This is a genomic window from Alcaligenes sp. LTN-3 (assembly GCF_059735605.1).
The window spans coordinates 69,200-82,859 of record NZ_JCAPDN010000001.1 but is presented as its reverse complement, the minus strand read 5'-3'; the positions used below and the strand labels follow the sequence as shown (position 1 = coordinate 82,859).

The 13,660-nt window shown below is 57.1% G+C and carries 14 protein-coding genes; 5 read left to right on the top strand and 9 right to left on the bottom strand.

What is annotated here, in order from left to right; translation table 11 throughout:
- Positions 1 to 8: 8 nt before the first annotated feature.
- The 6 genes from flgG to flgB are packed head-to-tail and all read right to left on the bottom strand — an operon-like array spanning position 9 to position 4,432.
- Positions 9 to 794, bottom strand: a complete 786-nt coding sequence (gene flgG / locus AC6I6N_RS00395; RefSeq protein ID WP_094196111.1) for a flagellar basal-body rod protein FlgG — start codon at positions 792 to 794, stop codon at positions 9 to 11.
- A 44-nt stretch (positions 795 to 838) separates the two neighbouring features.
- Positions 839 to 1,588 (bottom strand): flagellar basal-body rod protein FlgF, encoded by a 750-nt coding sequence (flgF, locus tag AC6I6N_RS00390; protein WP_108727141.1) that lies wholly within the window; start codon positions 1,586 to 1,588, stop codon positions 839 to 841.
- An 8-nt stretch (positions 1,589 to 1,596) separates the two neighbouring features.
- On the bottom strand, positions 1,597 to 2,829 hold the full coding sequence (gene flgE / locus AC6I6N_RS00385; RefSeq protein ID WP_094196109.1) for a flagellar hook protein FlgE: 1,233 nt from the start codon (positions 2,827 to 2,829) through the stop codon (positions 1,597 to 1,599).
- Positions 2,830 to 2,882: 53 nt separating this feature from the next.
- Positions 2,883 to 3,575, bottom strand: coding sequence for a flagellar hook capping FlgD N-terminal domain-containing protein (locus AC6I6N_RS00380; RefSeq protein WP_094196108.1), 693 nt, complete (start codon positions 3,573 to 3,575; stop codon positions 2,883 to 2,885).
- A gap of 23 nt (positions 3,576 to 3,598) precedes the next feature.
- A complete protein-coding gene (gene flgC / locus AC6I6N_RS00375; RefSeq protein ID WP_094196107.1) occupies positions 3,599 to 4,003 on the bottom strand; it encodes a flagellar basal body rod protein FlgC in 405 nt (134 codons plus the stop codon).
- A 12-nt stretch (positions 4,004 to 4,015) separates the two neighbouring features.
- Positions 4,016 to 4,432, bottom strand: a complete 417-nt coding sequence (flgB, locus tag AC6I6N_RS00370) for a flagellar basal body rod protein FlgB (protein WP_094196106.1) — start codon at positions 4,430 to 4,432, stop codon at positions 4,016 to 4,018.
- A 174-nt stretch (positions 4,433 to 4,606) separates the two neighbouring features.
- Between flgB and flgA the strand changes: the two genes are divergently transcribed.
- From flgA to AC6I6N_RS00345, 5 genes are all read left to right on the top strand, one after another.
- Positions 4,607 to 5,311, top strand: coding sequence for a flagellar basal body P-ring formation chaperone FlgA (flgA, locus tag AC6I6N_RS00365; RefSeq protein WP_094196105.1), 705 nt, complete (start codon positions 4,607 to 4,609; stop codon positions 5,309 to 5,311).
- Positions 5,312 to 5,395: 84 nt separating this feature from the next.
- Positions 5,396 to 5,683, top strand: a complete 288-nt coding sequence (gene flgM, locus AC6I6N_RS00360) for a flagellar biosynthesis anti-sigma factor FlgM (RefSeq protein WP_094196104.1) — start codon at positions 5,396 to 5,398, stop codon at positions 5,681 to 5,683.
- Positions 5,684 to 5,699: 16 nt separating this feature from the next.
- The gene (gene flgN, locus AC6I6N_RS00355) at positions 5,700 to 6,149 is read left to right on the top strand and encodes a flagellar export chaperone FlgN (protein ID WP_094196103.1); all 450 of its coding nucleotides are present in this window, start codon (positions 5,700 to 5,702) and stop codon (positions 6,147 to 6,149) included.
- 249 nt (positions 6,150 to 6,398) lie between these two features.
- A complete protein-coding gene (locus AC6I6N_RS00350; RefSeq protein WP_052363008.1) occupies positions 6,399 to 6,662 on the top strand; it encodes a helix-turn-helix domain-containing protein in 264 nt (87 codons plus the stop codon).
- A 20-nt stretch (positions 6,663 to 6,682) separates the two neighbouring features.
- Positions 6,683 to 7,957, top strand: coding sequence for a type II toxin-antitoxin system HipA family toxin (locus tag AC6I6N_RS00345; protein WP_497942545.1), 1,275 nt, complete (start codon positions 6,683 to 6,685; stop codon positions 7,955 to 7,957).
- A 41-nt stretch (positions 7,958 to 7,998) separates the two neighbouring features.
- On the opposite strand, the gene flhF is transcribed toward AC6I6N_RS00345, so the two are convergent.
- The 3 genes from flhF to flhB are packed head-to-tail and all read right to left on the bottom strand — an operon-like array spanning position 7,999 to position 13,612.
- Positions 7,999 to 10,347, bottom strand: a complete 2,349-nt coding sequence (flhF, locus tag AC6I6N_RS00340; protein WP_094196102.1) for a flagellar biosynthesis GTPase FlhF — start codon at positions 10,345 to 10,347, stop codon at positions 7,999 to 8,001.
- Positions 10,344 to 12,455, bottom strand: coding sequence for a flagellar biosynthesis protein FlhA (flhA, locus tag AC6I6N_RS00335; RefSeq protein ID WP_094196101.1), 2,112 nt, complete (start codon positions 12,453 to 12,455; stop codon positions 10,344 to 10,346). Before flhA ends, flhF begins: the two co-directional genes overlap by 4 nt.
- The gene (gene flhB, locus AC6I6N_RS00330) at positions 12,452 to 13,612 is read right to left on the bottom strand and encodes a flagellar biosynthesis protein FlhB (protein WP_230018712.1); all 1,161 of its coding nucleotides are present in this window, start codon (positions 13,610 to 13,612) and stop codon (positions 12,452 to 12,454) included. Before flhB ends, flhA begins: the two co-directional genes overlap by 4 nt.
- Positions 13,613 to 13,660: the final 48 nt, after the last annotated feature.

Genomic DNA, 13,660 nt, shown 5'->3' with positions numbered 1-13,660 from the left:
CTTCAGGTTTACAGCTGCGTCAGTCGAGCCAACATCTGGTCAGCGGTGGACACGGCCTTGCTATTGATTTCGTAGGCGCGCTGGGCACTGATCATATTGACCAGTTCCTCGGCCACGTTGACGTTGGAGGTTTCGTTGTACTTGTGCATGACCAGACCTGCGCCATCCATACCGGGCTGCAGGAAGTTGGCAGCACCCGAGGCATCGGTTTCGATGTACAGGTTCTCGCCCATGCTTTGCAAGCCAGCCGGATTCACGAAGGTGCTCAGTTGCAACTGGCCCACTTCCACACTGGCACCTGCGGCACCAGGCTGAGTGACCGATACCGTGCCATCACGGGCAATCGTCAGTTCCAGTGCGTTATCGGGAATATTGATAGGAGGCTGAATAGGATAGCCGCCGGCGGTAACCAGTTGACCATTCTGGTCGCGCTGCAAACTACCATCGCGCGTGTAGGCGAAGGTGCCGTCCGGCATTTCCACTTGCAGAAAACCGCTGCCCTGAATGGCAATATCCATATTGTGACCCGTATGCTTCATGTCACCTTGGCTATGGATACGCTCGGTCGCCACCGTGCGCACACCGGTACCGATCTGCAAGCCCGTAGGCAACTGATTGGCCGCGCCAACTTGAGCGCCGGGTTGACGAAGGGTTTGATACATCAAGTCTTCAAACACCGCACGGGTCCGTTTGAAACCGGTGGTATTTACGTTGGCCAAGTTATTGGAGATAACGTCCATATTGGTCTGCTGGGCTTCCAGACCGGTCTTGGCAATCCACAGAGAGCGAATCATGTGTGTGTAATCCTTAAAGCCAATGCCTGCGCTATCGGCGCGGCTTAGCCATTAAATGAAAGTAGAGAATTGGCCCGATCTTCGCGGGCGCTGGCGTCCTGGATGACCTTCATCTGGGTCTCAAAACGACGCGCATTGGCAATCATCGCGACCATCGCCTCCGCCGGGTTCACATTGCTTTTTTCGATGAAGCCCGACACCATGCGCACCGACGGATCAGCCGGGGCCGGCGCGCCATTGTTCATGCGAAACAAGCCATCCTGGCCACGCAGCAAATCGGCTGACGGGGGATTGACCATCTTTAACTGGCCCATCACCTGGATATCGCGCGGGTTGTCACCGGCACCCAAGGCAGTCAATTGACCGTCGCTGGAGAAGGTGATCGAACCGCGATCCGGAATTTCAATGGCCTGCCCATCGGCGCTTAGCACGGGCAAACCACCTTGTGTCACCAACTGGTTCTGGGCGTTGACCACCAGATCGCCCGCCCGCGTGTAGGCTTCCTGGCCATCCAGCGCACGAACGGCAAACCAGCCCTCGCCCGCAATGGCCACATCCAGCGCATTGCCGGTCTCGGCCATGGCACCAGGCTGAAAGCGGCTGCCCGGCGTCACCGTGGCCGTGCCGACGCGGGTTTGCGAACCCACGTCGCTGGTAACGGGAACAGAACGGTAGTACGCCAGTTGCTGGCGGAAACCGGACGTGTTCACGTTGGCCAGATTATTGGTAATGACGTCTTGTTGTTCCAGCGTGCGCTGGGCGCCATTCATGGCGGTATAAATCAGGCGATCCATGACAAGGCTTAACGCAGGTTGACCAGGGTTTGCAGAACCTGATCCTGTGTCTTGATGGTCTGGGCATTGGCCTGGTAAGTACGCTGGGCAATAATCATATTGACCAGTTCCTGTCCCATATCCACGTTGGAATCTTCCACCGCCTGACCTTTGATCGACGCCAGACCGTTCTCGCCAGGACGACCCAAGATAGGCTGACCCGATGCGCCGGTCTCGGCCCAGGCATTACCGCCCACTGGGCTCAGACCTTGCAGGTTGCTGAAGTCAGCCAACACCAGCGAGCCCAGACGCTGCGTCACACCGTTGGTATAGGACGCGACCATGGTGCCGTCCTTGTCGATGTTCATGCCAGCGTACTCACCCGTGGCGTAGCCATCCTGGTAAGGTTTGCCCTTGGCAAACTCGCCACCGAACTGGGTGGTGCCGGTGTAACGCATATCAAACACCAGATCATCCGCAGGCGAGGCATTGCCACCGGGATTGGCCAGGGTGACGTTGACGGTAGCCGGATTGGGGCTGGTCATCACGCCTGAACCGTTAAAGGTCAGGGTCGCGCTGGCAGGCGACAACGGTGTGCTGCCTTTCATGTAGTACACGTCCCACACACTCTCACCGGCCGCATTGGCGGGGCGCTTGACAAAGTATTGGGAAATTTCGTGGCTGTTACCCAGCGAGTCGTAGACGGAATAGCTAAACGAGTTGCTGTAAGTCGTGTCGTCTTTGGGATCGAATGCGTTAATGGGATTACCACTGGCATCTTCTGTAGGAATCGCTGCAGCATCCGCAGGCAAGTTGGGCTTGAAATCCAGAGCCGTCGTGGCCTTGGGAGGCACGTTGGCCGACGGCACTTGCAGACGTTGCAACTGAGTGCTGCCTGCACCATAACCGGTCAGGTAATGACCTTGGGCATTGACCAGATAGCCGGCCTTGTCTGGAAAGAACTGGCCATTACGCGAGAACAGCACGGCGCCGTTGCTTTGCTCCAGACGGAACAAGCCATTTGCCCCGTCAATGGCCATATCGAACATATTGCCCGAGTTACTGATGTTGCCGACCGAAAAACGTTGGCTGACACGCGATACCTGCACACCCAGACCGATACGGGAGTTGGCATACACATCCGCAAACTGAACCGTCGAGGCCTTGTAGCCCACGGTGCCCGAGTTGGCAATGTTATTACCGATAGAATCCAGGTTTTGGGAGGCGGCGTTCAAGCCACTCAATCCTTGTCCGAAGCTCATGAACTTTCCTTTTAATGTCGTGTTGGCCCAGCCCACTGACGGGCTGGCGGCACTTACATGATTTTGCGTATATCCAGCAGGGAGAACGAACCGGCCAGGCCAAGATCCAGCATCAAACCGCTGGAGGTGTAAGCCACGCTATCGACCTTGCCATGCGTCAATGGGCTGGCGGTGACGGCCGTGCCGTCATTGCTGGCCAAGACACTGACGGTGTACGAACCGTCGGCCAGCGGTGAACCCTCGTTATCCAGGCCATCCCACTCCATTGAGTACACACCCGCCTCTTTGGCGCCCAGATCATATTCACGTACCACTTTGCCGCTGCTGTCCTGGATCTGCACCACGGTCGACGTCGTCCCGCTGACCAGATCAATTCCGTAGGGCATAGCCACTTTTTCGCCTTCCTGGCTGGTCCCCAGAGACACTTTCGCGCCCGGCACCAGCACTTGCTTGCCGATCAGATTAGCGGCCTGCATGGACTGGCTGACGTCCATTTGCCCGGCCACCGCCAGCAAGGTGTTGTTCAGTTGCTGAATCCCCGCCACCGTGGACATCTGCGCCATCTGAGTCGTGACCTGGGCGTTATCCATAGGGTTGAGTGGGTCCTGATTACGCAACTGCGTAATCAGCATGGTCAGAAAACGGTCTTCCGTCTCGGCCATGGCGCTTTTGTTACGGGCATCCACCCCGGCCATCGCTCCTGCGGTGGGGTCCAGGGAAGTACGATCGTTATTGACTGTGCTCATGCTCTCTTTTTCCGTAAACCGGCTTACTGACCAATGGTCAAGGTACGCAACATCAGATTCTTGGACGTGTTCACCACTTCCACATTGGCCTGATAGGAGCGCGAGGCGGCCAGCATATTGACGGTCTCGGCCACCACATCCACGTTGGGCAGAGTCACGTAACCTTGCTCGTCCGCGTACGGGTTGCCAGGGTCATATTGCAGACGGCCAGGTGCGGTGCTCTCTTGCACGCCCACCACCTGCACACCACCCACGGGACTATTGCCCTGGGGTGTCATTTGAAACACCACCTGGCGAGCTTTGTAAGGCTGGCCATCGGGCCCAACCACACTATCGGCGTTCGCCAGATTACTGGCCGACACGTTCATGCGTTGGGACTGAGCCGTCAGCGCAGAGCCGGCTATCTGGAAAATACTGAAACTGGACATGAAGACTCGCTATTACTGTTGCAAGGCCGCCATCAAGCCTTTCAATCGCTGGGACGCCAGGTTGATCGTGCTTTGATAGTGCAAGGTGTTATCGGCAAATTGCATGCGCTCCACGTCCATCTCGACCGTATTGCCGTCTAAAGAAGGTTGTACAGGAACGCGATAGAGCAACTCGTCCGTACTGGGCGGACGGCTTGCCTGGGCGGGAATATGGCGGGCGGACGTCAGGGCCAAGCTGGTATTGGGCAAGGCCATCTGCCCTTGCCCCCCTAAAGCCGCCTTCATGGCGGCCGTAAAGTCCATATCTCTGGCCTTGTAGTTGGGCGTGTCGGCATTGGCAATATTGGAGGCCAACACCTCCTGGCGCTCCTGGCGCAAAGCCAGTGCCGTTTGGTAAAACTTCAGGTGCTCACCGATGCGATCAATCATGGAGTCAAGCCAATATTCTGTGTTCAAGTTTGAGATCCAGTGAACGCGCGCACGCCTTTTCACCGTCATAACAGCATGGTAGCCAGAGGTACTGCTTCACAAACCCGGGAACAAAACGCAATTTATCGGCCAATTCAGCTCTTGACCTGGCTGCCGAGTCCGTAAAATTCAGTCATGACCTTATATAGACTCCTGACCTGCCTGTGTCTGTTTACCTTGGGTGCGACAGCAAGCGTGCGCGCTCAAGAGGACGTTCAGGCTCTCAGTGTGCAAGCTATGCAGGATCAGGCGCAGGACTACCTGCTCCAGCAAGCGCAGATGTATCCTGGCATCGCCACCATCACGCTGGATGCATCGCGCCTGCACGCCATGCCCGCCTGCACTCAAAACCAGTTTTTTCTGCCCAGCGGCCAGCGTCTGCGATCGCGTATGAGCATCGGTGTGCGCTGCCTGAGCCCACAAAGCTGGAGCACCTCCATAGGTGCCACCCTTTCTATTCAAGGACACTATTACGTCCCCAACCGCCGCATCAATCCGGGCGAGACGATCCATCAGGACGACCTGCTTGAACGCGAGGGAGATTTGCTGGCCCTGGCCAACGGCGTGGTCATCAACCCCGAACAGATCATCGGTTATGTCGCCAGCCAGCGTATTCCTTTAGGCAGTGCGATACGCGCCTCGGCGCTGCGCGATCCGCAGTCGATTATGCGCGGCCAGACAGTGCGAACCGTTGCACGTGGCGCGGGCTTTGTCGCCACCGGCGAGGGCCAGGCCTTGCAAAGTGGCGCACCGGGCACCCAGATTCAGATCAAGGCCAGTTCAGGGCAAGTGATTTCAGCCACGGTACTGGATGCGTCCACGGTTCAGGTCGTTCTCTAAACTAAATCCGATGAGCATGCTAAAGTTTGCCTCCAGAGCGCCGTTACAAGATCAACGCAAAGAACAGGCCGCACGGAGAAACACGTGAAGATCAGCCCCTCCTCCCTCAAGACACCGCTTGCTGAAACCACTACCGCAGAACGCAGTACGGGTTCGAATCGTGCGCACCAAGCGTACAACAGCGGCAGCACCAACGAAGTGGACTTCAGCGCCGCCGCCCGCCAGCTCAATTCGCTGCAAGACAGCAGCGCCGATGTAGACATGCAAAAAGTCCAGGCCTTGCGCGAGGCCATTGCAGCAGGCGAGCTCAAGATTGATACCAGTCGGATTGCCGACTCCCTGATTGCCTCCGTGCGCGATCTTCTCAAGTAACCCTCCCGAAACGGCCATGTCTTTGCAAACCTGTCTTGCCGATCAACACCAGAGCCTGTTGGATTTTGAGCAGCTATTGGTAGAAGAACACACCCTGCTGCTGCGCAGCTTCGTGCCCGAAGAGCTGGCCCAGATTACCCTGCGCAAGTACCAGTTATTTGAACGCATCGAACAACTGGACCAGAGCCGTGCTCAACTCCTGCAAGAGCGCGAACTGGAGAACAACCTTCAAGGTCTGCGCTACGCCGCGGAAGAAGACGAACTGGAAGACGAGCTGGAACAACTGATCGAGCTCAGCGAGAAAGTGCGCAACGCCAGCGACAATAACCGCATTCTGGTTGACACCTTTTTGGTCGATACCCAACAGAACCTGGACGCGCTGGAAGCCTTTACAGGCCGCAACACGTTTTACGACGCATCCGGGAAAACACAGAACACGCAGTCTTCCTTGAGCTTGAAGGCTTAAGCCCCAACAGACTCAAGCAGGGTCATGCCAGAGACTGAAAGCGCCAACTAAATAGTTGGCGCTTTTTTTGTCCTGCCTGAATACGGAGAACGCTGCAAGCCACGCTAAGGTACAAGGGCTGAACGCCTGAATGTCCGCATGCCTGAACTCCATTACATTAAATATGATGTATTCTTTGAATACACCAAAAACGATGTATGTTTAAAATACATCAAATTTATTGTATTTAGAATTCAAAGGAGCTAGGCGATGCCAACAAGACTAGACGCCATTGCACTGCACAGCCCGGAGCAAATGCCCAAGCTCATCCGCTCGCTGCGCAAGCGTAAAGGCTGGAGTCAGATAGAGCTGGCAGACAAGCTGAACACGACGCAGCAAGCCATTTCGCGCATGGAAAATGACGCGTCGGGCTTATCGCTTAAAAACCTGTTTTCGGTTCTGGCCGTCCTGGAAGCCAAGATCTCCATTATTGACGCTCACGAACCTGACAAACCTGAATCTATGGAGTGGTGATGCCTGTTCTGGACCTGTGGATGAACGGTCTCTTCGTTGGAAAGTGGCATAAGCCTACCCGCGGCCCATCACAACTTCGCTACGCACCAGACTGGATCGCCCATCCTCAAGGCCGGCCGCTGTCTCTATCCCTACCCTTTACATTCAACAATGAAGCACTTCGTGGCAAGGTCGTAGACAATTACTTTGACAATCTACTGCCCGACAATCCCGGGATTCGCCAACGCATCGCCTCCCGCTTCAAGACCCGTTCGCTGGAAACGTTTGCCTTGCTCGAAGCAATAGGTCGGGATGCTGCTGGTGCCGTGCAACTTCTGCCTGAGAACTCTCCAGCGCCAGATATTCACACCCTCACGGCCCGCCCTCTCACTGAAAACGACGTTGCCGAGCATTTACGCGGCACAATTACCGCCCGCCAGGATCTGGCCCCCGAAGACTTTCGTTTTTCACTGGCAGGTGCCCAGGAAAAAACGGCGCTGTTATGGCATCACGGGCAATGGCACATTCCGCAGGGATCGACACCCAGCTCACACATCTTCAAACTACCCTTAGGATTGGCGGGCAATGTCCGCTTTGATCTGAGCCACTCGGTGGAAAACGAATGGCTCTGCATGGAGCTGCTCAAAGAACTGGGCTTGAATGTCGCCCAAACCCAAATTGGCCAGTTTGAAGATCAAAAGGTTCTCATCGTGGAGCGCTTTGACCGTGCCTGGAGCCGTCATGGTCACTTGATACGCCTGCCCCATGAAGACCTGTTACAGGCAAGTGGTTTGCCTTCCCATGCCAAATACGAGTCCGACGGTGGCCCTGGCATCCATGCCATCATGCAGGTCTTATCCGGCTCGTCCAATGCTCTGGCTGACCGACAGGCTTTCTTCAAAACCTTGTTGGTGTTCTACTTGCTGGCCGCCCCAGATGGCCATGCCAAGAACTTCAGCCTGGCCATAGAACCTGGCGGCTACTTCCGTCTGGCACCACTTTACGATGTGCTCTCGGCCTGGCCTTGGGTAGGCACAAAACAAAATCAATGCCCTATTCAGCGCGTCAAAATGGCGATGGCACTACGCACCAGCAACACTCGCTACAAGATGCAGGAAATGCTTCTCCGGCATTGGCTTGCCGTAGGAAAAACCTATATAGGACAGCAAGCCACTGAATCCTTGATCGAAGACCTTCACCAGCTTGTGGAGCCAGCCATTCAAAATGTCGCGGCACGATTGCCAGCGCATTTCCCTGAACATATCAAAGACGCCCTCTTCCAGGGACTAAGCAGCAATTTGCAGCGCTTGAAATAAAAAAACCTGCCGTGTGACAGGCTTTTTCAATCTCGCTGGATTTAGCTCATCGCTTCTTTCAGCACCAGCATCTTTACCAGCGCATCGACTGACTGCCCGGACTTCAGGTTCGGCTTGCCCAGCAAACGCGCACTGAGTTGCCGCACTCCCCGATTATCCGGCGCCTGCAACAAATCCCAGGAAGCCAGCGTTAATTGAGCAGCAGCCAGCAAATGGAGCTCTTCTTCAAACTCGGAATTGCTGGCAGGCAACAAGCCACGCACCGCATTAAACAAACGTGCCATTTCCTGTACCTCGCTACGCAGCATCATGTAGCAGGCCAGACTAGCCGGGGCAATGACCTCGGAGCCGACGCAATGATGCATCAAAGCAAAGCGGGTTTTCAACACTTTGCCATCGTGACGAGCAACGGTACGCAAAACGATCAAATCCAGATGAACAGGCTCGGCATTGCGGTGCCGCAATTGCACCGGCTCCACGGCATACCACAAGGCAATTTCACCCAGCTTGGCACGTCCCAGCGTTTCCAGATGCAGGCGCGCTGCCAAATCAGGAATGGCGTGAAAAGCCAACTGTTTGCTCAAGGCATTAGGCGTGGTCTTGCCGTCTTTGTGCCACAAGGAAGTCGCGCCTGGAATCAGAGCCAGCCAATCGGCTTGCATATCGGCCCATTGACGCCACATCGTGGGCGAACCACCTTCGAAAATATGCAGCAAATTCACAGGCTGGGCCTGAGCGTTCAGAACCTGCATGGCCTGATTCAGTGCCTGAGTGGGGCTGGGCCGCTCCATGCTGCGCACACCACGCACATCCGACCACTGCGACGGAGTTTGTCGCTGATAGTACGGAATACTGAGGGCCTGCCCTTTGGGGCTGAACAGAAAGCTAAAAGAGCATTGTTCCTGAGCACCCGCCGGTTGATGATCTGCGTGGATCACAAGCAGACGGGACATATTGCCTTCGCTGACTTCCTGACACGCGGCACGCATCAAGCCTTGCGCCCGTTGCGCCGCCGCCCCATCCTGAACGGAGGCATTGGGCGCATGCAAATCACGCCAAAAATCATAGGCTTCGGCGCAGGCCAAGCGTTCGTCCAGATCCGCCGCAGCGCGACGGGCCTGCTCCAGGGAAATAGGGCCACCGGCAGAGGCTGCCGATAACAGGCGCGGCAAAACCCGCGCCCGGCGCTCTTGTTCGGCTTGCAGTTCCTGTGCGGAGTGTCCGCCGCTTTCCAGCAAGGCCGCCAGATCGCCAGAACTGGGCGCGTACAGGGGGCGCTGACCCTCGCGTACCTGCAAGGCCGAGTCGACCAGTTCGGCAGCGCTCATAAAGCGTAGATCCTCGGGCACTTTCTGGCCATTGGATACGTAATGAATGGGCAATTTGAAGCGGATGGCGGTATCCAGAGGGCCGCCCAGCTTGATGGCCTCGTCCACCTTGGAGATGATGCAGCCACTGAGTGCAGTGCCACCATCGTGCGTATAGCTACGTGCCACCTCATCCAGGGTATCGCCTTGGCTGGCCGCATTGAGCACCAGCAAACGCTGCACCCGGCGTCCGGCACCGGCCAGCAAAGCGGCCTGCTCACGCACATAGCGGTCACGCTGGCTGATGCCCATATTGTCGATCAGGATCACCTGATCGGGGCGCACGCCCAGCATCACACTGCGCAGTTGCGCCACATCCTGGACAATATGCACGGCGACCCGCATCAAATCGCCATAAATTTTCAATTGCTCGTGCGCACCGATCCGATACGTATCGGTAGTTAGCAAAACCACTTTATCGGGACCGAAACGACGCACGGCTCGAGCCGCCAATTTGGCCAGCGTGGTGGTCTTGCCCACTCCCGTGGGCCCCACCAAGGCCAAGGCCAAGCCAGGCTGCCACAAGGAGTCCTCAGAACGCAGCACCGGCAAATGGGTTTCCAGCTCTGTACGTACCCATTGCAAGGCCGCACGCGCGCCCAGCTCCTCAGGCAAACGCTTGAGCATGGCACGCAACAAGGCGGTACTGAAACCTTGCGACAACAGACTCTGAAACAGATTCACCGCCACAGGCGTGCGACGCATCTGGTGGCTCCAGACCAAATCATCCATGCGTCCTTCCAATGCGCCACGCAATGCCCCAATCGCGCCCATGACATTGTCAGCCGCTGGGGGCGGAGCCACTTCCTGCTGACGAATGCCGGCAGCCTGATGAGGCACGCTGCCTGGCATGGGCGCACGTTCAGTGGCGGCGCCGGGCACGGAGCTGGAATCCGTCGCCAGAATCTCCACCCCGCCATTGACACGACGGTTGGACACAATCAGGGCATCGGGGCCCAAGGCAATGCGTACCTGACGCATGGCTTCACGACTGGTACTACCAAAAAAGCGACTTATATTCATTCAGACTGACCAATAATGGTGGTGACCCGAAGGATGCGTTCTTCAGGAATTTCAGCGTTAGACAAGACACCCAGCTGGGGAATGTGGTGTCGCAGGAAACGGGACAAGGTGGCCCGCAAAATGGGGGGCACAACCAGCACAGGCGGATCACCATGCTCTTCCTGGAACTGTGTCGCCCGCATGGCATCGGTCAATACCGACTCGGCCAGTCCGGGTTCGAGCGCACCGCTGCTGGTCAGCGCCTGCGTCATGACCCGCTCCAGACGAGCATCCAGACCGATCACACGCAACTCGCCTTCGCCAGGGAACCACTGCTGCACAATGGCGCGGCCCAGCGCCACGCGCAAGACAGCCAGCAGCTCACCGGCCTCCTGACCAGGCTGAACCGCGCCAGGAGCCAGAATACGCGGCGCATGCTCGGCCAAGGTTTCCACAATGCTGCGCATATCACGAATAGGAACGTCCTCAGCCAGCAGGCCCCGCAAGACCTTGAGCAACAGGCTAAGAGACAGGGTTTGCGGCACAAAATCCTCGACCAGCTTGGGCGCTTCGCGGCCCACATGATCGAGCAGTTGCTGCACTTCCTGACGACCCAGCAAATCGGCCCCGTGGCGATGCAGCAAGTGGTTGATGTGCGTGGCAATGACCGTGCTGGCATCGACCACGGTATAGCCCGCGATCTGTGCCTGCTCGCGCATACTGACATCCACCCATACTGCCGGCAAACCGAAAGCCGGATCCGTAGTCGGTGTACCGGGCAGCTTCATGGTGACGCCACCGGGATCAATGGCCAGCCACTGGCCTGGCGTTGCGGTACCACGGCCAATTTCCACCCCAGCCAGCAAAATACGATAGTCGTTAGGCTTGAGTTCCAGATTGTCCCGAATGTGAACCACAGGCGGCAAAAAGCCCACTTCCTGCGCAAACTTTTTACGCAAGCTGCGGATACGATGCAGCAGCTCGCCATTTTGCGCATGGTCTACCAAAGAGATCAGGCGATAGCCCACTTCCAGGCCCAAGGGGTCCACCATGGACACATCATTCCAGCTAGCTTCGCTGGCAGCAGAGTCAGCCGCTGCCAAGACTTCGTCGTTGGGTTCAGTGGCTTGCTGCACCTGTTCGTTCTGATGCTTTTGCATCAGCCAGGCGCCCGCTCCCAAAATCGCAGCCAGCAGCAAGAACACCAGATTGGGCATGCCGGGAATCAAACCCATCAAGCCTAAAATTGCGGCCGTGATATATAGCACCACAGGGTTGCGGAAAAGCTGGTTGACCATCTGCTGGCCCACGTCTTCGTCCGTCGCCACGCGCGAGACCACCACACCGGCAGCCGTCGAGATGATCAAAGCAGGAATCTGGGCAACCAGACCATCACCAATGGTCAGCAAGGTGTAGACGCGGCCGGCCTCCGAAAAGCTCAAACCATGCTGCACGACACCAATAACCAGACCACCAATCACGTTGATGACCATAATCAGCAGGCCCGCTACGGCGTCACCGCGCACGAACTTACTGGCACCATCCATGGAACCGTAGAACTCGGCCTCTTGCGACACCTCAGCGCGGCGGCGCCGTGCATCGTCCTCGCCGATCAAACCGGCATTCAGGTCCGCATCAATGGCCATCTGCTTGCCTGGCAAGGCATCCAGGGTAAAGCGTGCGCCCACCTCCGCAATACGCCCGGCGCCCTTGGTAATCACCACAAAGTTGATGATGACCAAAATCACGAACACGATCAGGCCAACAGCAAAACTGCCACCGACCAGAAAGTGGCCAAAGGCCTCAATGACCTGGCCAGCCGCATCCGGGCCCTTGTGACCGTTCATCAGCACCACACGCGTGGAGGCCACATTCAGGGCCAGGCGCAGCAAGGTGGCAAACAACAGCACGGCCGGGAAAGCGGCAAAGTCCAATGGCTTTTTGGTGAACATGGCCACCAGCAAGATCATGACGGCCAGAGCGATGTTAAAGGTAAACAACAGGTCCAGAAAAAACGGGGGCAAGGGCAAAATCATCATGGCCATCACCATGAGGATCAGCACCGGACCCGCTAAAAGCCGGGCGTGTTGGCCACCATTTTGTTTGAGTAAGGCAAAAAAATTGTTCATTGCTTTTCATGTTTGCGCGAACGCAGTGGGCCTTCATCCATGCCTGTCGGCACGTTCAATCGGGTGGGCATGATCGGGCGCTCGCCCTGCCCCTTGTTCCAGTTACGAAGCTGATAAACCCAGGCCAGCACTTCGGCCACCGCCGAGTACAAATCCACGGGAATCTCGCGCTCCAGTTCAACGTTAAAGTACAGGGCCCGCGCCAGCGCAGGCGCCTGCAACGTGGCCACGTTATGCTCCGCCGCCAGTCCTCGGATCTTGGCGGCAATCAAGCCCGTGCCTTTGGCCACCACACGGGGAGCACCGCCCTTGCCGTCCTGATACTTCAAGGCCACCGCGTAATGCGTGGGGTTGGTCACCACCACATCAGCGCCCGGTACCTGAGACATCATGCGCGAACGGGCCATGGACCGTTGCTGCTGCCGAATGCGACCTTTGACGTGCGGGTCACCTTCGCTTTCCTTATGCTCTTCTTTCACATCCTGATGCGACATGCGCAGCTTCTTGTAAAAGCTCCACAACTGCCAGGGCGCATCAATCAATACAATCACCAGCAAACTGGCAGCGATCAGGGCACAACACTTGATGATCAGCTCCATCCCCGTGGCAATAGCCGCCGTGGGATGCACATACATCAAGGCCGTCATCTGTTCGCGCTCGGTCCAGATGACATACATTGCCACCGAGCCCACCAGACCAGCTTTGGCCAGGGTTTTGATCAGCTCCACGACCGTCTGCATGGAAAACATGCGCTGGATGCCCTTGGCCGGATTCATGCGCTCGAACTTGGGCTGCAGGGCCTTGCCGCTAAAGCTCATACCGCCCAGCGCCATCGAGGCCATCACCGCGACCACCACCAGCAGCAAAAACAAGGGCGCCAACCCCTTTAGTGCCTCACCAGCCAGACTGGCCGCCTGCATCACCATGGCACTGGGATCGTGCGCGACACGTGGATCAAACCAGACGCTGCGCCGCACAATACCGCCAAAGGTCTCGTACAGATAGCCGGCCCCAATCCAGATTCCGCCTATCCCGGCCAGCAGCATCAGGAAGGTAGTCAGCTCTCTGGAACGCGCTACCTGCCCTTCCTCCCGCGCCTTTTCCAGGCGCCGGGGTGAGGCCGGTTCTGTTTTTTCGAGATCGCTGTCTTCTGCCATGGACTGCCAAGACGCAGGAGTTGAAAGAATGAATCACGCGCGCAGCAC